Genomic DNA, 18,762 nt, shown 5'->3' on the forward strand with positions numbered 1-18,762 from the left:
AAAGCTTAAATAACGGTTAATAAGTTAGACTTATTCATAAGTTCCTTTTTTTATAAAACCACTGTCGTCTTTTAAAATTTCACCCTTTGCAACGACAAATTTAATCTCAAATTTCTCATCGATTAGCAAAATATCTGCATCGAAATTTTCTTTTATCTCGCCTTTTTTATTTTGTAAAGCCACACTTCTTGCCACGTTTGTCGTAAAATATGGCAACGCCTCCTCGATGCTAAAGTCATCTTTTACAAAATTTATAAACTCTTCATATAGGCTCTTAACGCTAGCGATGCCAATTTTTAGTAAATTTCCGTCGCTATCATAGCTAGAGTAGCTACCAAAGCCGTCCGAGCTTATCGTGAGCTTGTTTGTTGGCAAATTCTCTTTTTTGATGCGCTTCACAGCCTCAAGTGGCGTAAGTCCTGGCATGCAGGTAAAGTCGATATAGCCGCCGTCTTTTATAAATTTAAAGCTTTGTTTAAAAAGCTCCTCGTTTCTATTTACGTGCGTTGGCTGAAATAGCGTGATCGGCATGTCGTACTCATTTAGCACTTCATAGATCAAATTTAAGCCCTTTTTACCGTCACCCATGTGAAGCGTAGTATGGCCTGACTTCGAGCTGATCATACCAGCCACCCTGCCAGCTGAGACTATGTGAGCGAGCTCATCTTTGCTCACGCTTGATGAGCGGTGGTCGCTTATGGCTAGTTTTGTGCCGATTATGGGATCAACAAAGACAATATCTTTTTCGATATCGCCAGTTATGGTTGGCGTCTTAGAGCTGTATGCGCCAGTATGAGCGTAGCATGTAATGCCCTCGTCGTTTAGCGCGTGTGCTTTTGCGACTAAATTTTCAACGCTTCTTGTCGTGCTATCAGTTCCAAGTAGTCCTACGACTGTCGTTATGCCAGCTTCTATTAAATTTGATAGCATGATCTCAGGCACTCTAGTCTTAAAGCCGCCCTCTCCGCCGCCTCCAGTGATATGCACATGCTTATCGATGAGACCTGGTATAGCCGTGAAATTTGAAGCGTCGATCACCTTTACATTTGGTAAATTTGGCTCTAAATTTTCGGCTATGCAGATGATCTTGCCATTACATATAAATATATCTTTTTTGCCAAGAAATTTTGGCGAGTAAATTTTGGCGTTTTTTATAAGTATCATTTGGCGTCCTTGTTTACCTTAGCTATGCCGATGCCAGTAAGAGCTAAAATGATAGCAAAGACAACGCCCATGTAGTTTAGTATCGCCCATGGCAAGTACTCTACCGTTGGCACGCCAAGTGTAGCTGTCATATATGCGCCTGCTGCTGACCAAGGGATGAGTGGGACGATAACGGTGCCAGAGTCTTCAAGTGTTCTTGAGAGGTTTTTGGCTGCTAAATTTTTCTCTTTATAAAAGTCTTTAAACATCTCGCCAGGGATGAGGATAGAAAGATATGAGCTACCTGTGACAAATGCGACAGTTAGGCATGAGCCGATAGTCGAGATGATGACTCCTGCTGTTGATTTAACCCTTGCCATAATGGTGTGAAGTACCTTTGTAAGCATACCAGTTTTTGAGATGATACCAGCAAAGCCCATAGCGCAGATGACTAGGATAGTGGTTGAATTTACCGAGCTCACGCCGCCTCTGTTTAGAAGCTTCGTGATATCTTTTGAAAACTCCATATTAATGCCGCTCATCGTGACGTTAAAGCCAGTCATCACTGAGATAAAACCATTTTTAAAGCTAAAATCTTGAACGATCACACCAAGAGCGACTGAAAATAGAGATGCGATGATCATAACAGGTATCGTTGGCCACTTTAGCACCGAGCCAGCCAAGACAAAAAGCACAGGCAAAAGTAAGATGATGTTCCAGTGAAAAATTTTATCAAGCTGACCTTGAAGCGCCAAAACCGACTCTGAAACATTTGCACCACTGCTTGCAGCCTCACTACCAAAGAATAGATAAGCTGCTATCGCAACGATAGTTGCTGGGATAGTCGTATAAAACATGTGTTTGATGTGCTCATAAAGCTCTGAGCCAGCTGCTATCGGAGCTAGGTTTGTTGTGTCTGAGAGCGGAGAGAGCTTGTCACCAAAGTATGCTCCTGCAACTACCGCGCCAGCAGTTGCTGCTAAATTTACATCAAGACCTTGAGCTATGCCCATAATAGCGACGCCAACTGTGCCAGCAGAACCCCAAGATGTGCCAGTTACAGTTGAGATGATAGCTGCGATGACAAAAGCAGTTAGGACTAGATATTGCGGACTTATAAGATCCACGCCGTAGTAGATGATCATAGGGATAGTGCCTGAAAATACCCATGAGCCAATGAGCAGACCGACCGCCCAAAGTATCATAAGTGCCGGGAGTGAGCTTGAAATTTTCTCTATCACTCCTTCTTGAAGCTCGCTCCAGCTATATCCTAGTCTCCAAGCGATGCCACCAGCCACTAGGGCTGCTATCAAAATGATCGGCTCAACCTTTAGCTTCATATAACCAACGCCAAGCGCAAGGCCTACGATCATAACCAAGATAGGCGTAAGAGCCAGCAGAAACGAAGGCTCTTTTTTTGTCTGTTCCATCGTGTGTCCTTTAAATTTGAGATATTTTTGAATTTAAAGGCAAAAAACTTAAAGTGTTATAAAAAAATAAACTAAATTTAAATTTTAAATAAAATGTGTGAAAATTTAGCACATTTGATATGTGCTAAATTTAGATCAGTCTTGCTTGATAGCGTATTTGCCGCTGCCAGTCGAGATGATGCAAAGTGATATAGCGATATAAAGATATATAAGCTCTGCTTTAAAACCATTTACATTAGTAAGATCTAGTAAATTTGATAGTCCGTAAAACGAATACAAGATCACAAGGCTAGAGCCAAAAACTAGCACGGCTCCGACTCTTGAGTAAAAGCCAACAGCGATCATGATAGGAGCTAAGACCTCGCCAAGATAGGCAAAATACGCCAAAAAGCCTGGCAGCCCAGCGCCAACTAAAATGCTCTTTACGCCACCAACTCCGTGTAAAATTTTGCCAAATCCGTGCATAAAAAGGCAAATTCCAAGACCTAAGCGCAGAAATAAGAGTCCAAGATCGACATTTTTCATAATATCTCCGTTACATATTTTTAGTTATGGATTTTATTTAATATTGATTAATGGCTTGTAAATTTTGAAATTTTGTAAATTTAAGTGGGAAATTTATGAGAGGTTTAAGCCCCAAAAGCGGGGCTTAATATATTAGTTTTCTTTGATCTTTATCTTTTTGTCTTTGTAAAAACCAGTACCAACTGGGATCATACGTCCAAGGATGACGTTCTCTTTTAGATCTTCAAGATAGTCAAATTTAGCAGCGATTGACGCTTCTGTTAAGACCTTAGTTGTCTCTTGGAATGACGCAGCAGAGATCACACTATCACTTCCGATAGCCGCTCTTGTAACACCAAGAAGGATCGGTTCAGCGATAGCTGGCTCGCCACCCATTTTCATAATGCGCTCGTTCTCTTCTTTAAATTTGTTTCTTGAAACCATGTCGCCAACGATGAAATTTGTATTTCCGCTATCGACGATTTTTACTTGGCGAAGCATTTGAGATACGATGATCTCGATGTGCTTATCAGCGATCGCAACACCTTGGCGACGATAAACTTGCTGAATTTCACTGATCAAATAGTAGTGAAGTGCCTTTTCACCAAGAATTCTTAAGATATCGTGGCTTGAGATAAGTCCGTCTGTTAGTTTCTCACCAGCATGGACAAATTCGCCGTCTCTTACTTGGATCTGGCGGCTCTTCTCGATCAAATACTCAGCTGTCGTGCCATCTTCCGCTTGGATAATGATGCGCTCTTTTGAGCGAAGTGGCTTGTCAAATCTAACAACGCCGTCGATCTCTGCAACGATAGCTGTATTTTTAGGGCGTCTTGCTTCAAATAGCTCACTAACTCTTGGAAGACCACCGGTGATATCTTTTGACTTAGCAACAGCTTTTGGAGTCTTAGCTAAAATGTCAGCTTGAGCTACTTCATCGCCGCTTGAAACAAAGATCGCAGTTTTTGGATCAAGCGGATACTTGATCAAATATCCGCTCTTTGTAGTGATAATGATCGCTGGTTTTACGCCACTTGGCAAATATTCGTTGATGACAAGACGTCTTTGGCCAGTTGCCTCATCAGCTTGCTCAGTCGCACTATATCCTGGCTCGACATCTTCAAAGCTAACCACACCAGCTTCTTCTGCGATAGTTGGAGTTGAGTATGGATCCCACTCAGCGATTATTAGCTTGTCATCTTTTTCAGGTAGTGAGACCACTGTTGCTCTTTCTACCGCATCATTGTCTGATACTTGAATGATAGAATTTCTTGGGATGTAGTGGCGAACTGCCTCACGTCCGTCCTTGTCAGAAACGACAACAAAGAAGCCTTTTTCAGTTACTTTGTGACCTTTTTTGATATCTTTTAGTCTATCAAGGAAGTCACCTTTTAGTATGAAAAATTTAACCACACCATTTGCATCTGCGGTGATCTTTCTAGTTACTGGATCGCCGTCTGAAATTTTAAGCTCGCTAGCATAAGGGATACGATTTGGAACGTTCCAGCCCTCTTTTATTATCTCAACGATACTCTCATTCTCTTTTACCTTGTCGCCATTTGCATAAGGGATATACATCTTGCCTTCGATCTTACCGCTAACGCCAGCTAGTTCGTTTGGTTTAGCAAGGTCGTTTCTTCTGATGGTATATTTTATCTCTTCTTTTTTGCCTTTGATAACGATATTTACGTCTTCGTGAGCATATTCGATCTCGATTTTACCATCGATTGTTGATTTTATCTTTGGCTCAACAAGTAGCACAGCTGCACTTCTTCTGTTTGCAACGATCTTTTTGCCGTTGTTTTCGTATGTGCTAAGGTTGTAATACCTAATAAAGCCCTCTTTTTGAGCAATGACTTGGCGGTCTTGCTGCTCAGTAGAAGCCGTACCACCGATGTGGAATGTTCTTAGCGTTAGCTGAGTACCTGGCTCACCGATTGATTGAGCTGAGATGATACCAACAGCCTCGCCTGGTTTTACAAGTTTGCCCTCACCCAAATTTAAGCCGTAGCATTTTGCGCAAACGCCTTTTGGCGCCTTGCACGTGATAGGTGTTCTAATGCTTACTGATTTTATGCCAGCTTCTGTTATTGCCTTAGCTTTCTCCTCATCAAGCAATGTGCCTTCGCTAAATAAAATTTCATTTGTTATAGGATCGATCACATCATCTGCTAAAACACGGCCTAATACTCTCTCTTCAAGGCTCTCTATTAGCTCGCCGCTCTCTGTGATATCTGTGATCTCAACGCCCTCGTGCGTACCGCAGTCGTGCATCGTGACTTTAACGTTTTGAGCAACGTCGATTAGCTTTCTTGTTAGGTAACCAGCGTTGGCAGTTTTTAGCGCGGTATCTGCAAGACCCTTTCTAGCTCCGTGGGTTGAGTTGAAGTACTCCATTATATTTAGACCTTCACGGAAGTTTGAAATGATCGGTGTTTCGATGATCGAGCCATCTGGTTTTGCCATAAGACCACGCATACCAGCTAGCTGGCGAATTTGCGCTGCACTACCTCTCGCACCTGAGTCAGCCATCATATAAATTGAGTTAAATCCACCCTTATCACTTTGGATAAGCTTCATCATCTCGCTTGCAACGCTGTTGTTTGTATCTGTCCAGATATCGATGATCTTGTTGTATCTCTCACTATCTGTTAAAAGACCAGCGCCGTATTGCTTTTGAATTTCACGAACTTTTTTCTTAGCTTCGTCGATATATTTTTGCTTGCTATCTGGCACGATAATGTCTGCGATAGAGATAGAAATTCCCGCTTTTGTAGCATATCTAAAGCCTAAATTTTTAAGCTTATCAAGGAAGTCAGCCGTTACTTCAAGGCCGCCATTTCTATAAACATAATCAACCAAATTTGCAATGTCTTTTTTCTTCATGATCTTATTCCACATATTTTCAGGGACAAAATCAGGTAGTATCGCTCTTAGGATCAAGCGACCAGCTGTTGTAAAGATGATCTTGTTATCAACCATAGTTTTGATTTTAGCGTGAAGGCCAAGAGTGTTAGCCTCTTCAGCGATCATTACTTCATCAACGCTTGAGAAAATTTTATTTGCACCTTTTTCGTCATTTCTCTCTAAGCTTAGGTAATAAATTCCCAAAACCATATCTTGTGAAGGGACTGTGATAGCCTTACCGCTAGCAGGAAGCAAGATGTTCATTGAGCTAAGCATCAAAATTTTACACTCAGCAATAGACTCTTGAGATAGTGGCACGTGAACAGCCATTTGGTCACCGTCGAAGTCAGCGTTGAAAGCCGCACAAACTAGTGGGTGAAGCTGGATCGCCTTACCTTCAACAAGAACTGGGTGAAACGCTTGGATAGAGAGCTTGTGAAGTGTTGGAGCACGGTTTAGCATGACTGGATAGTCTTTAACGACCTCTTCTAAGCACTCCCAAACCTCATTTGTCTTATCTTCTATCATCTTTTTAGCTTGCTTAACAGTTGTTGCATAGCCTTTTTCTTCAAGGCGAGCAAGCAAATGTGGCTTAAATAGCTCTAAAGCCATCTTCTTTGGAAGACCGCACTGATCCATTTTTAGCTTTGGACCAACGACGATAACAGAACGTCCAGAGAAGTCAACACGCTTACCTAGCAAATTCTGACGGAAGCGGCCTTGCTTACCTTTGATGATCTCACTTAGTGATTTTAGTGGGCGCTTATTTGCGCCTTTTACTGCATTTGCTCTGCGGCCATTGTCAAATAGCGCATCAACAGCCTCTTGAAGCATTCTCTTTTCGTTTCTTATAATGATCTCAGGTGCGTCAAGCTCAAGCAGACGTTTTAGACGGCTATTTCTATTTATTACACGGCGATATAGATCATTTACGTCTGAAACAGCAAATTTACCACCATCAAGATTAACAAGTGGTCTAAGATCAGGCGGAAGAACTGGTAAATTTGTTATCATCATCCACTCTGGGCGGTTGCCTGAATTTAAAAAGCTCTCGATAACTTTTAGACGTTTTACGATAGTCTTTTTCTTAGCCTCAGAATTTGTAGCCTCCATCTCTTCTTGTAGTTGATTTAAAATTTGAGTTAGATCAAGCTCAGCTAGCATATCATAGATGACCTCGCCACCCATTCTAGCACTAAAGCCACTCTCTTCATATCTTGAAGAGAGGCTTTGGTATTGCTCCTCGTTTAAAACGTCATATTTTTCAACTTTTTTAGAATTTTCATTGTCATAATAAGCTTCGCCAGCATTATCAACAATGTATGCCTCATAGTAAAGTACGCGCTCAAGGTCTTTCATCTTGATACCAAGAAGCGCACCTATACGGCTTGGCAAGAAATTTACATACCAAATGTGAGCCACTGGAGTTACAAGCTCGATGTGACCCATGCGAGAGCGACGAACTTTAGACGTTGTTACTTCAACACCGCACTTTTCGCACTTGATGCCCTTATAACGCATCTTTTTATATTTACCGCAAAGGCACTCGTAGTCGCGGATCGGTCCAAAAATTTTGGCACAAAACAAGCCGTCACGCTCAGGTTTTAGCGTGCGGTAGTTGATGGTTTCTGGTTTTTTAACCTCGCCATAACTCCAAGATTTTATCTTCTCAGGACTTGCTAAACGAAGTTGAAAAGCTTCAAAATCACGAGGTCTATGCTCTTCTTTTATCTCAACTGGTTTTAAATTAGTTAGTTTCATTTGTCTCATCCTCATCATATACTTCCACATCAAGAGCTAGTGATTTTAGCTCGTTTGTTAGAACAAAGAACGTCTCAGGGATACCAGTCTCAGGAACGTTTTCGCCTCTTGTTAAAGCTTTGTAAGCAGAAAGTCTTCCCTCGACATCGTCTGATTTTACAGTTAGCATCTCTCTTAGTGTATGAGCAGCACCATAAGCCTCAAGTGCCCAAACCTCCATCTCACCAAACCTTTGACCACCAAATAGCGCCTTACCGCCGACTGGTTGTTGTGTAACAAGGCTGTATGGTCCAGTACTTCTTGCGTGAACTTTTTCATCAACCAAGTGGTGAAGTTTTAGCATATACATACAACCAACATTAACGCGTTCTCTTATCTTTGAGCCTGTGCGTCCGTCATATAGCTCAGTTTTGCCGTCGCTATCTATCTTTGCCATCTCAAATAACTTTGCAAATTCGTCAGCTTTAACGCCTTCAAAAATCGGAGTTGCAAATCTTACGCCATTACTCCAGTCTTTTGCATACTCAAGAAGCTTCTCATCGCTCATCTTACCAAGAGCTTTTTTAGCGTCCATTAGCTTAGCAACGCCTGCTATCTCTATCATCTTAGCTCTTAGCTCTTTTATCCATTCGCCTTTTTTGGTCTCAAAAATTTCATTGATCTGCTCGCCTAAGCGGTAACCAACAAGACCAAGGTGGCTCTCTAAAATTTGACCGATATTCATACGGCTTGGAACGCCAAGTGGATTTAGCACGATATCTACGATCTGTCCGCTTGGAAGATAAGGCATATCGACTTCTCTTACTATATTTGAAACGATACCTTTGTTACCGTGACGTCCAGCCATCTTATCGCCAACTTTTAGTTTGCGTTTTGTAGCTATATAAACTTTTACAAGTTTTACAACGCCGCTTGGTAAAATGTCATCTTTTTCTAAAATTTCTATCTTAGCGTCGTGCTCTTCTTTGAGCTTTTTCTTCTCATTTTGGAAGTAATTTTTTAGCTCGTCATATTTCTTTTGGATATCTTTTGAAAAGCTCTTTACGATAGCGTTTAGGGTAAATCTATTGATATTCTCAAAGTCAGCCTTATTGATCTTTGAGCCTTTTTTATACTCTTTTTTATTTACCTCTTGATCGCTCGCTAGTGGGTTTTTAGAAAGAAGCGCTGTAACTTTTAGCATCTCTTCGCGGTCTAGCATAAGCAATCTATCGTGGTGCTCTTTTTCTAAAAGCGTCTTCTCCTCTTCATAAGCCTTGTTTGTTCTGCTATCTTTTTCATAACCTTTTTTGGTAAAAATTTTAACATCAACAACCACGCCTTCCATTGAAGCTGAAGCATAGAGCGATTTATTTACCACGTGTCCAGCTTTTTCACCAAAGATCGCACGCAAAAGTCTTTCTTCTGGAGTTGGCTTAACCTCACCTTTTGGAGATACCTTACCAACAAGGATCATGCCAGGCTTGATCTCTGTACCAATTTTAACAATACCGCTTTCGTCAAGGTGCATAAGCTCCTCTTCTTTGACGTTTGGTATATCTTTTGTTATCTCTTCAACGCCATCTTTTAGCTCACGAGCTTCGATCTCTTTTTCATAGATATGAACGCTTGTAAAGGCATCTTCACGTATCATTTTTTCACTAATAACGATCGCGTCCTCGTAGTTGTAGCCATTCCAAGGCATAAATGCGATTAGCGCGTTTTTACCGATAGCTAGCTCGCCTTTTTCCATACTTGGACCATCGGCTATGATTTGATTAGCCTCGATCTCGTCGCCTTTTTTAACGATCGGATGTTGTGAAAATGTCGTATTTTGGTTTGTTCTTAAATTTTTCTCTAAAGAGTAGTGATCGATATATGGACCAGCTTCATCTTCACCAAGGATAAAGATGTTTTTATTATCAACCTTTTCAACCACGCCGCCTCGTTTTGCTTTTACGCTCTCCCAAGCATCTCTTGCGATAACACTCTCCATACCTGTTCCAACGATAGGAGCAGTTGAACGAAGTAGTGGCACTGCTTGACGTTGCATGTTTGAACCCATAAGCGCACGGTTAGCGTCGTCGTGCTCTAGGAATGGGATAAGCGAAGCTGCGACACCAGCTATCATACCAGAGCAAAGGTCTATCAAGGTAACATCTTCTCTACGAGCAAGCATCATCTCGCCCTCTTTTCTAACCTCGATCAAATCCTCAACAATATGTCCATTTTCATCAAGCTTGGTTGATGCTGGAGCGATAACATTGCCCTCTTCTTGTGTTGCTGTTAGATAGACTATCTCATCAGTCACTTTACCATCGACAACCTTTTTATAAGGCGCCTCAACAAAGCCAAGGTCATTTACTTTTGCATAAGTTGAAAGAGTGTTTATAAGACCGATATTTTGACCTTCTGGGGTCTCAACTGGACAAATTCTGCCGTAGTGAGTTGGGTGAACGTCACGCACCTCAAATCCAGCACGCTCTTTTACTAAGCCGCCCTCACCAAGCGCAGATAGACGGCGCTTATGAGTAACCTCACTAAGTGGGTTTGTCTGATCCATAAACTGGCTTAGCTGACCGCCTGTGAAAAATTCCATGATTGTTGCTGTAATCATTTTTGGATTGATAAGATCATAAGGCATGATTTCATCAGTGTTATTGCTCAGGCTTGTAAATTTATCACGGATAGCCTTTTGCATCTTAACAAAACCAAGGTGTAGCTCACTAGCAAGTAGCTCGCCGATAGATCTTATGCGGCGGTTACCAAGGTGGTCGCGGTCATCAATGTGGCCTTGTCCGTTTTTAACTTTTATAAGATATTTTGCAGTTTTGATGATATCTTCACTAGTTAGCAAAGTAACGTACTCTGGCACATCAAGCGAGAGCTTGTGGTTCATCTTCATACGACCAACTTTTGTTAGGTCATATCTTTCAGGGTTAAACAAAATATCATTTACAAAGCTTTTTGCAGCCTCTTTAACTACCGGCTCGCCAGGTCTCATAACCTTGTAAATTCTAATCGCAGCAAGGTCATTTTCATCATCTACGCCCTCAGTTTGTTTTAAAACCTTAAGCATGTCGTTGTCGGCGATAAACGAATTTATTATAGCGTCGTCAACACCGGCAGCAGAGTTGTTTATAATATCAATACTTTCATGCTCAGCTAAAATTTTTGCAAGTTTATTCTCATCAAGAGCAGATAGTGTGTCATATAAAATTTCGCCGCTTTCTGTGTTTATCACAGGGTTTGCCAAATATCTACCAATAAGTGCTTCAATCGGATACTCGACAAATTTAACGCCATCTTCGATTAATTTATCAGCTTTTTTCTTTGTTAGGCGCTTGCCAGCTTGGTGAAGAACCTCTCCATCTTCATTTTTTATATCATACTCAACTCTTCCTAGATAATCCTCTGGATTGAAAAGAGTTAAAAATTTATTATTTTTAATAACTAAATTTTGTATTGGATAAAATAGCTTAATAATGTCTTGTTTTTTATATCCTAATGCCCTAAACAAGATAGTTACAGGCACTTTTCTGCGCTTATTTATCCTGACATATAAAATATCTTTTGTATCATATTCAAAGTGCAACCAAGATCCGCGATCTGGGATTATTTGAGCTGTATAGATAAGTTTATTTGCAACAGTTGCACTCTCTTCTTGTTTAAAGATAACGCCAGGGCTTCTATGGAGTTGATTTACAACAACACGCTCAACGCCATTTATAATAAATGAAATTCTATCTGTCATCAACGGAATTTCACGTATAAAAATTTCTTGCTCTTTTATATCTTTAACGCCAACTTTATCACCAGTCTTATCATCTTTTTCATGTACGATAAGGCGTATTTTCATCTTTAAATTTACAGAGTATGTAAGACCTCTTTCTATACACTCTCTGATTGTATATTTTGGTTTTCCAATCTCTGAACTAACATATTCTAAAGTCAAACGATTTTGCGGATCATGTATAGGAAAAATCGACTTAAAAACTTTTTCGATACCGCTTTCTGTCTGATTGTTATTTAGATTTAAAAAATTATCAAAGCTCTTTTTTTGTAGTTGTAGTAGGTTTGGAACGTCTATCTCTTTAACGACATTAGAAAAGTCAACTCTAAGACGATTTCCTGAGTATAAGCTATTTAACATTGCATCTACCTCGTGGTAATTTTGAAAGAAAAGTATAGCCTTTTAACAAGGCATCTAAAATTTAAAAAAGAGAGAGCCTCTGCCCTCTCTTGAAATATTAAGCCTAAATAATAAAAAATTATTTAAGTTCAACCTTAGCACCAGCCTCTTCAAGCTCTTTTTTAGCTGCTTCAGCTTCGTCTTTGCTAACGCCTTCTTTAAGAACAGATGGAGTTCCTTCAACTGCGTCTTTAGCCTCTTTAAGACCAAGACCAGTAAGTGCTCTAACAACCTTAATAACGTTGATTTTCTTATCACCAGAATCAACAAGAACGATGTTAAATTCTGTTTTCTCTTCAGCAGCAGCTGCACCACCAGCAGCAACTGCACCACCAGCTACCATTACAGGAGCTGCACTAACACCAAATTTCTCTTCAAACTCTTTAACAAGTTCGCTAAGTTCAAGTACAGAAAGATTAGATATAAACTCTAATACGTCTTCTTTTGTAATTGCCATTTTTTAATCCTTATTATTTTTAATTTAATTAAGCTGATTGTTCTTTTTTCTCTTTAAGCGCATTCAAACCAATTGTGAAATTTTGAATTGGCGCATTCCAAACTTGCAAAAGCATCGCAATAAGCTCATCACGGCTAGGCATTTTAGATAGAGCTTTAACTTTATCAACGCTTGCAACTTCGCCATCGATATATGCTGTTTTAATTTTGAAAAGGTCAGCATTAGTCTCTTCAAATTTTGCGGCTACTTTAGTTACTGCTAATTGATCTTCACTCCAAAGATAGATGTTTGTATCTTTAAGTTCCATTCCGACTTTATCAGAATTTTTAAGAGCAATATTTGCAAGAGTATTTTTAATAACTTGAACTTTTACATTTTGTTCTTTAGCAGAATTTCTTAAAACTTCAAGTTTTTTAACTGAAAGACCACGATAGTCACAAACTACAATAGCTTCAGCAGTTTTAAATTCACTCTCTAATTTTGCAACAACTTCAGTTTTTTCGTTACGTGTCACTTTTTCTCCTTTCCGACCGGTAATTTCAAGCAGAGCGGGTCGAATCAATTAAGCCCAATGGCCTCGGCTATCTCCAATCTAAGATATAAATTTGTCTAAATTCTTATTTTAAGTCCATAACCTCTTGAGTATCAAGAGTTACAGAAGGGCTCATTGTTAATGACAATGAAGCATTTTTTACATATCTACCTTTTGCAGTCGCAGGCTTATGCTTATTAATAGCTTTAATAAATGTTGAAATATTTTCATTTAATTGTTCTTTAGTAAAATTGACCTTACCAAGACCTGCATGTATATTTCCTTGCTTATCAACACGGAAATTTACTTGACCACTTTTTGCATTATTAACAGCTTGTGCAACATCCATTGTAACTGTTCCAGTTTTTGGATTTGGCATTAAACCTTTAGGTCCTAAAATTCTACCGACTTTACCTACAAGACCCATTAAATTTGGAGTAGCTATAAGAACATCAAAGTTCATTATACCTTTTTGGATATCCTCAACTAGATCATCAGCACCAACTATGTCAGCACCAGCAGCTTTTGCCTCATCAGCTTTAGCGTCTTTTGCTATAACAGCAACTCTTACAACTTTACCTGTACCAGCTGGCAAAACAACTGAACCACGAACCATTTGGTCAGCATGTCTTGGATCAACATTTAATTTCAATGCAATCTCAACTGTCTCATTAAATTTAGCAGAAGCTAAAGTTTTAACTGTATCGATAGCCTCACTAAGGTTATAAATTTTATCTTGCTCTACTTTTTTGAGCAATTCTTGAAATCTCTTACTAGTTTTTCCCATAAATTTCTCCGCATATAAATTGCTTCCGTCTTTTGAAAACCAACCTGACGGTAAAGGTTTTAGTCTATTACTTCGACACCCATTGAACGAGCTGAACCAGCGATAATCTTAGCTGCTTGCTCTTTATCATTTGTATTTAAATCAACAAGTTTTTTCTCAACTATTTCTAAAACTTGAGCTTTTGTTAATTTACCTACTTTATTTTTTAAAGGATTATCTGTTCCTTTTGTTATACCTGCAGCCTTTTTGATAAGGTCCGTAGCAGGTGGTTGTTTAGTGATAAATGTAAAACTTTTATCAGCATAAACAGTAATAACAACTGGGATATTAAATCCAACCATATCTTTTGTTTTTTCATTAAAGGCTTTACAAAATTCCATAATATTAACGCCTTTTTGTCCTAATGCTGGACCAACTGGCGGGCTAGGATTTGCTTTTGTTGCGGCAATTTGTAATTTTATTTCACCTATAACTTTTTTAGCCATTTCTTGCTCCTTAAATTATCTTCTCAACTTGTGAATACAAAATATCAACAGGGGTACTTCTACCAAAAATAGAAACATTGAGTCTAAGCTTGCCATGTATCATATCGTATTCTTCAACAATACCTGTAAAGTTAGCAAAAGGACCTTCTGTTATGCGAACGCTTTCACCATCCTCAAAAAATATTTTAGGTTTTGGTGCTGCTCTTTTTTGAACTTTCTCCAAGATAGTATTTATATCTTTTTCAGTCAATGGCGTAGGCTTTTTAGCCTCACCAATAAAACGCCCAACCTTTGGTAAAGACTGAATCTTATGCCAAAGAGCTGTATCAAGATCTAAACATGCAAAAGCATATCCAGGATAAAGAGTTCTTTCATTAATTTTTTGCTTACCGTTTTTTATCTCTATTACGTCTTCTGTAGGAACGATAACTTCTTTTAGTTGATCTTCAATACCGTGATCTCTAACTAAATTTTCAATTCCTCTTTTTACTGCCATTTCGCTACCAGCGTAAGTTTGTATAGCATACCATTTATGTGACATTAGTTTTTCCTCATTCTATATAACTTTAGAAAGAACAAAGGACATAATAACATCAACAAGAGCTAAAAAAAGTGAAACAACAGCGACCACGATAAAAACTGCAATAAAAGCATTTCTAATTTGTTCTTTAGCAGGAAAGATAACCTTCATTATTTCCAATTTAGATAGCTTTATATAATTTATAAATTTTTCCATAATCTTAACCTTAATTGTGGCAGGGCAAGAGGGATTCGAACCCCCAACCATTGGATTTGGAATCCAGCGCTCTACCGTTGGAGCTATTGCCCTAATAGCTACTTATTCTTAATTAGCTTTTTAACTTAACTTCTTTATGAACAGTATGTTTTTTTAATCTTGGGCAATATTTTTTGAGCTCAACCTTATCTGTAGTGGTTTTACTGTTTTTTGTAGTAGTATAATTAATATCACCACACTCAGAGCATTTTAAACCGATTTTAATTCTCATATATATTCCTTATAGAAAGCCAAAGGGTTTCCCCTTTGGCATAATTTTATAAATTAACCAAGTATTTTTGAAACAACACCTGAACCAACAGTTCTACCACCTTCACGGATAGCAAAACGAGTACCTTCTTCAAGTGCAACTGGGGCTATAAGCTCAACAGAAATTCTTACGTTATCACCTGGCATAACCATCTCTGTGCCTTCTGGTAATGTAATAGAACCAGTAACGTCAGTTGTTCTTACGTAGAATTGTGGTCTATAGTTGTTAAAGAAAGGAGTATGGCGACCACCCTCTTCTTTAGTTAGGATATAAACCTCACCCTCAAATTTTGTGTGAGGAGTAATTGATTTAGGTTTGCAAAGAACCATACCACGTTCAACGTCTTCTTTTTTAGTACCACGAAGAAGAACACCAACGTTATCGCCAGCTTCACCTTGATCCATCTCTTTTCTAAACATCTCAACACCAGTAACTGTTGTTGTTTGTGTAGGTTTGATACCAACGATTTCTATAGTGTCGCCAACTTTAACAACACCTTTCTCAATTCTACCTGTTACAACTGTACCACGACCTGAGATTGAGAAAACGTCTTCGATTGGCATAAGAAGATCTTTATCTGTAGCACGAACTGGAGTTGGGATATAGCTATCAACCGCATCCATTAGTTCCATAATTTTTGCTGACCATTCACCATCTTGTCCAGCTTTTGCCTCTTCAAGAGCTTTAAGTGCTGAACCAGAAACTATCGGAGTATCATCACCTGGGAAGTTATACTCGTTAAGTAGTTCGCGAATTTCCATTTCAACTAGTTCAAGTAACTCAGCGTCATCAACCATATCTGCTTTGTTCATGAAAACAACAATGTAAGGAACACCAACTTGGCGAGATAGCAAGATGTGCTCTCTAGTTTGTGGCATTGGGCCGTCTGCTGCAGAAACAACAAGAATAGCGCCGTCCATTTGAGCAGCACCTGTAATCATATTTTTTACATAGTCGGCGTGACCTGGGCAGTCAACGTGAGCATAGTGACGTTTCTCTGTCTCATACTCAATGTGTGAAGTAGCAATTGTAATGCCACGCTCTTTCTCTTCTGGAGCATTATCAATATTATCATAATCTTTTAGCTCAGCAAGACCTTTGCGTGAAAGAACAGCAGATATTGCAGCTGTTAAAGTAGTTTTACCATGGTCAACGTGACCGATAGTGCCTATGTTTACGTGTGGCTTGTTGCGTGAAAATTTTTCTTTAGCCATCTTTTCCTCCGTTATGATATGTGTCTTTATCTAATTCAAATTCGTATAGTAATATAAAATCATATAAACCAGTGGAGCTCATAGCGGGACTTGAACCCGCGACCTCTTCCTTACCAAGGAAGTGCTCTACCTCTGAGCCATATGAGCGAAAAACGCTTGGCTGAGATGATTTTAATCAACATACAAACAACTAAAAATTCATGAAAATAAAGATGGAATAACTGTGTTTAGTAAAATCTAGATACAGCTCCCAGTTTACTTTCCCAAATTTTGGAGCGGGAAACGGGGCTCGAACCCGCGACCCTCAGCTTGGAAGGCTGATGCTCTAGCCAACTGAGCTACTCCCGCATAACAATGGTGGTGAGACGTGGATTCGAACCACGGAAGACATAGTCAGCAGATTTACAGTCTGCCCTCGTTGGCCGCTTGAGTATCTCACCTTAAACATTAATAAGTTATTTTGGTATTTTCTGGTCAAACACTGTTACAAAATGGAGCTGGTGAACGGACTTGAACCGCCGACCCACTGCTTACAAGGCAGTAGCTCTACCAACTGAGCTACACCAGCACCTGTTTTGTGAAGTGGCAATTATAGCCCAAAATAAAATAAAAGTCAAGAAGATTTTGAAAAATATTTTATCTAATTTTTTGCAATCAAAAATTAGATAAAATTTATAAAAATTTCAAAAACAGCCCACTAATCTGAGCCACTTTTACCAAAAATCGAAGATAAATTTTACATATATAAAATTTCATATTTTCATAGTTTTATTTTTTTTAAAAGCTAAAATTTCTATAATTACGAAAAATTACAAAGGATTTAATATGCAATTTTTACCTTGGGCGGTAATTTTACTGCTAATTTATGTGATCTATTTCTTAATGATCCGCTATGAAAAAAAGATAGCGACGCTAAGCAAAATGATCGAGCAAAACAGTGATGGTATCAAAGAAAATAGAGACCTTATAGGTCAAAACAGATCACTAATCGAGAAAAATAAACATAACATTGAGAAAAATACTAAAGATATTACAACAAATGTTGAAAAAATAGACATCGACTTGGAAGATTAATTCTTCCAAAATTTCTCTTCTTTTTCTTTTTTTATCAAATTTTCGTAAGTTTGCATTCTTATATTTACTGGCTCTAAATTTATGCCATCTTTTTTTATCTTAAAATATTTTCCATCCATCAAGCAATACTCTGGCACAAGGTCATAACGCTTCGAAAGTGGCAAAACTCTAAAGCTTAGATTATCTAGTATCAAAGGCTCTTTGTGTAAATTTTCCCAAACAGCTAGCACCATATGATATTTTTTCGTATTTTTTTCCTGAACGACTAGAAGACATTTTTGATTATCTACACCAAGATCTTTTAGGCTATCACGCTTTGATATCGCGTACTCCTCGCAGTCTCCGCCACCTCGCCTTAAAAACTCGCTCCTAGTGCTCCACACATCGACATTTGTATTGTAAAAATCATCATATCTTGGCATTAAGGAATTTAAGTATGAATTTATGAGTTCTAGCTTTCTTATAAAGCTTTCGTGTTCTATTTTTTTCATAAAATTTGCATAGTGATTTAGGATATTTTTGCAAATTTGATTTTTGCATTGAGATATATTCTTTGGAGAAATTTCAAAATTATTTGCAAAAAGTGAAGAGACAAAAAGGAAAAGAAGCAAAATTTTACGCATGTAGCTGCTTCATCAAAAGCACAAGACCTATTCTATCTTTCACATTTAGCTTGCTGTAAATCGACGTAGTGTGCGCCTTTACCGTCCTTAAAGTAATGCCTGTTTGCTCTGAAATTTCATTGTTTGTTAGACCTTGATATATTAAGTTTGCGATCTCTTTTTCGCGTGAGCTAAGCTCGCTTAAATCAGACTTTTTCTCTGAAGTTTCACTTTCATTATTTATATATGAGCCAGTTAGTTCTCCGATCATCGCTTGGATGAATTCTGGATAAAGCCAAACTTTGCCATTTAAAATCGTCTCAAAGGCATCTTCAAAGTGTGTTTTTCTCATGTGTGAGTTTGCATATCCTTTGACACCAAGAGCCAGCAGATGTTTGCCTTCACTAAATTTTGGTTCGTTTGCAAGGATTAGACATTTTATATTTGGAAAACTTTCATGAATTGTTTTAATATTTTCATCAAGGCTATCTTTAAAAGCATTTGTATCGATACCGACGATATCAACCTCGTCGTTTAAATTTGAAAAAAAATCTTTTTTATTGTGAGTAAATTTCACATCGTCATCTGAAAAATACCCTCGCCAAAGATTATTAAGCGAACCATTTTGAGTAAAAAAAACCACATTCAT

The 18,762-nt window shown here is 38.7% G+C and carries 16 protein-coding genes and 5 tRNA genes; 1 reads left to right on the plus strand and 20 read right to left on the minus strand.

The genetic code is table 11. The features are described 5' to 3' along the window. Nucleotides 1–30: 30 nt before the first annotated feature. From iadA to F3G88_RS05410, 18 genes are all read right to left on the minus strand, one after another. Nucleotides 31–1,164, minus strand: a complete 1,134-nt coding sequence (iadA, locus tag F3G88_RS05325) for a beta-aspartyl-peptidase (RefSeq protein ID WP_103574040.1) — start codon at nt 1,162–1,164, stop codon at nt 31–33. Beyond that, nucleotides 1,161–2,573, minus strand: a complete 1,413-nt coding sequence (gene nhaC / locus F3G88_RS05330) for a Na+/H+ antiporter NhaC (RefSeq protein ID WP_103574041.1) — start codon at nt 2,571–2,573, stop codon at nt 1,161–1,163. Before nhaC ends, iadA begins: the two co-directional genes overlap by 4 nt. A gap of 135 nt (nt 2,574–2,708) precedes the next feature. Further along, nucleotides 2,709–3,098, minus strand: coding sequence for a DoxX family protein (locus F3G88_RS05335; RefSeq protein WP_103574042.1), 390 nt, complete (start codon nt 3,096–3,098; stop codon nt 2,709–2,711). A gap of 132 nt (nt 3,099–3,230) precedes the next feature. Next, nucleotides 3,231–7,745 (minus strand): DNA-directed RNA polymerase subunit beta', encoded by a 4,515-nt coding sequence (gene rpoC, locus F3G88_RS05340; protein WP_149715569.1) that lies wholly within the window; start codon nt 7,743–7,745, stop codon nt 3,231–3,233. Beyond that, entirely contained in the window at nt 7,732–11,877 is a 4,146-nt protein-coding gene (gene rpoB, locus F3G88_RS05345) for a DNA-directed RNA polymerase subunit beta (protein ID WP_149715570.1), read from the minus strand. Before rpoB ends, rpoC begins: the two co-directional genes overlap by 14 nt. Before the next feature lie 118 nt (nt 11,878–11,995). After that, on the minus strand, nt 11,996–12,373 hold the full coding sequence (gene rplL / locus F3G88_RS05350) for a 50S ribosomal protein L7/L12 (RefSeq protein WP_012001504.1): 378 nt from the start codon (nt 12,371–12,373) through the stop codon (nt 11,996–11,998). A 28-nt stretch (nt 12,374–12,401) separates the two neighbouring features. After that, nucleotides 12,402–12,887: a 50S ribosomal protein L10 gene (gene rplJ, locus F3G88_RS05355; RefSeq protein ID WP_103574045.1), complete on the minus strand. Its 486-nt coding sequence runs from the start codon at nt 12,885–12,887 to the stop codon at nt 12,402–12,404. Nucleotides 12,888–12,990: 103 nt separating this feature from the next. Next, a complete protein-coding gene (rplA, locus tag F3G88_RS05360) occupies nt 12,991–13,692 on the minus strand; it encodes a 50S ribosomal protein L1 (protein WP_002941167.1) in 702 nt (233 codons plus the stop codon). Between the two features lie 59 nt (nt 13,693–13,751). After that, nucleotides 13,752–14,177 carry a 50S ribosomal protein L11 gene (gene rplK / locus F3G88_RS05365; protein ID WP_021092996.1) on the minus strand — a complete coding sequence of 142 codons (426 nt, stop codon included), beginning with the start codon at nt 14,175–14,177 and terminating at the stop codon, nt 13,752–13,754. A 10-nt stretch (nt 14,178–14,187) separates the two neighbouring features. After that, complete coding sequence (gene nusG, locus F3G88_RS05370; RefSeq protein WP_002941154.1) at nt 14,188–14,718, minus strand: transcription termination/antitermination protein NusG; 531 nt, start codon at nt 14,716–14,718, stop codon at nt 14,188–14,190. Nucleotides 14,719–14,733: 15 nt separating this feature from the next. After that, on the minus strand, nt 14,734–14,913 hold the full coding sequence (secE, locus tag F3G88_RS05375; RefSeq protein WP_180999961.1) for a preprotein translocase subunit SecE: 180 nt from the start codon (nt 14,911–14,913) through the stop codon (nt 14,734–14,736). A gap of 17 nt (nt 14,914–14,930) precedes the next feature. After that, a tRNA-Trp gene (locus F3G88_RS05380) sits at nt 14,931–15,006 on the minus strand. A gap of 19 nt (nt 15,007–15,025) precedes the next feature. Beyond that, on the minus strand, nt 15,026–15,184 hold the full coding sequence (gene rpmG / locus F3G88_RS05385; RefSeq protein ID WP_002941157.1) for a 50S ribosomal protein L33: 159 nt from the start codon (nt 15,182–15,184) through the stop codon (nt 15,026–15,028). A gap of 53 nt (nt 15,185–15,237) precedes the next feature. Then, nucleotides 15,238–16,437: an elongation factor Tu gene (tuf, locus tag F3G88_RS05390; RefSeq protein ID WP_002941132.1), complete on the minus strand. Its 1,200-nt coding sequence runs from the start codon at nt 16,435–16,437 to the stop codon at nt 15,238–15,240. Nucleotides 16,438–16,509: 72 nt separating this feature from the next. Next, nucleotides 16,510–16,584: transfer RNA gene (locus F3G88_RS05395), tRNA-Thr, on the minus strand. Nucleotides 16,585–16,708: 124 nt separating this feature from the next. Further along, a tRNA-Gly gene (locus F3G88_RS05400) sits at nt 16,709–16,785 on the minus strand. 7 nt (nt 16,786–16,792) lie between these two features. Beyond that, nucleotides 16,793–16,877, minus strand: a tRNA-Tyr gene (locus F3G88_RS05405). Nucleotides 16,878–16,929: 52 nt separating this feature from the next. Then, nucleotides 16,930–17,005, minus strand: a tRNA-Thr gene (locus F3G88_RS05410). Nucleotides 17,006–17,262: 257 nt separating this feature from the next. On the opposite strand from F3G88_RS05410, the gene F3G88_RS05415 reads away from it, so the two are divergent. Continuing rightward, nucleotides 17,263–17,511, plus strand: a complete 249-nt coding sequence (locus tag F3G88_RS05415) for a hypothetical protein (RefSeq protein WP_002941090.1) — start codon at nt 17,263–17,265, stop codon at nt 17,509–17,511. Here F3G88_RS05415 and F3G88_RS05420 read toward each other — a convergent pair. Both F3G88_RS05420 and F3G88_RS05425 read right to left on the minus strand, forming a co-directional pair. Beyond that, nucleotides 17,508–18,002, minus strand: a complete 495-nt coding sequence (locus F3G88_RS05420) for a transglutaminase-like cysteine peptidase (RefSeq protein ID WP_223228736.1) — start codon at nt 18,000–18,002, stop codon at nt 17,508–17,510. The genes F3G88_RS05415 and F3G88_RS05420 overlap by 4 nt on opposite strands. Nucleotides 18,003–18,126: 124 nt before the next feature. Continuing rightward, nucleotides 18,127–18,762: a response regulator transcription factor gene (locus F3G88_RS05425; RefSeq protein WP_103603296.1), complete on the minus strand. Its 636-nt coding sequence runs from the start codon at nt 18,760–18,762 to the stop codon at nt 18,127–18,129.

It is taken from the genome of Campylobacter concisus (assembly GCF_902460675.1).
GTDB lineage: Bacteria > Campylobacterota > Campylobacteria > Campylobacterales > Campylobacteraceae > Campylobacter_A > Campylobacter_A concisus_AJ.

What these genes read in the sequence shown, in the direction of transcription:
- iadA (WP_103574040.1), bottom strand. Translation starts at nt 1,164, where the DNA reads ATGATACTTATAAAAAACGCCAAAATTTACTCGCCAAAATTTCTTGGC.
- nhaC (WP_103574041.1), bottom strand. Translation starts at nt 2,573, where the DNA reads ATGGAACAGACAAAAAAAGAGCCTTCGTTTCTGCTGGCTCTTACGCCT.
- F3G88_RS05335 (WP_103574042.1), bottom strand. Translation starts at nt 3,098, where the DNA reads ATGAAAAATGTCGATCTTGGACTCTTATTTCTGCGCTTAGGTCTTGGA.
- rpoC (WP_149715569.1), bottom strand. Translation starts at nt 7,745, where the DNA reads ATGAAACTAACTAATTTAAAACCAGTTGAGATAAAAGAAGAGCATAGA.
- rpoB (WP_149715570.1), bottom strand. Translation starts at nt 11,877, where the DNA reads ATGTTAAATAGCTTATACTCAGGAAATCGTCTTAGAGTTGACTTTTCT.
- rplL (WP_012001504.1), bottom strand. Translation starts at nt 12,373, where the DNA reads ATGGCAATTACAAAAGAAGACGTATTAGAGTTTATATCTAATCTTTCT.
- rplA (WP_002941167.1), bottom strand. Translation starts at nt 13,692, where the DNA reads ATGGGAAAAACTAGTAAGAGATTTCAAGAATTGCTCAAAAAAGTAGAG.
- rplK (WP_021092996.1), bottom strand. Translation starts at nt 14,177, where the DNA reads ATGGCTAAAAAAGTTATAGGTGAAATAAAATTACAAATTGCCGCAACA.
- nusG (WP_002941154.1), bottom strand. Translation starts at nt 14,718, where the DNA reads ATGTCACATAAATGGTATGCTATACAAACTTACGCTGGTAGCGAAATG.
- secE (WP_180999961.1), bottom strand. Translation starts at nt 14,913, where the DNA reads ATGGAAAAATTTATAAATTATATAAAGCTATCTAAATTGGAAATAATG.
- rpmG (WP_002941157.1), bottom strand. Translation starts at nt 15,184, where the DNA reads ATGAGAATTAAAATCGGTTTAAAATGCTCTGAGTGTGGTGATATTAAT.
- tuf (WP_002941132.1), bottom strand. Translation starts at nt 16,437, where the DNA reads ATGGCTAAAGAAAAATTTTCACGCAACAAGCCACACGTAAACATAGGC.
- F3G88_RS05415 (WP_002941090.1), top strand. Translation starts at nt 17,263, where the DNA reads ATGCAATTTTTACCTTGGGCGGTAATTTTACTGCTAATTTATGTGATC.
- F3G88_RS05420 (WP_223228736.1), bottom strand. Translation starts at nt 18,002, where the DNA reads ATGAAAAAAATAGAACACGAAAGCTTTATAAGAAAGCTAGAACTCATA.
- F3G88_RS05425 (WP_103603296.1), bottom strand. Translation starts at nt 18,762, where the DNA reads ATGAATGTGGTTTTTTTTACTCAAAATGGTTCGCTTAATAATCTTTGG.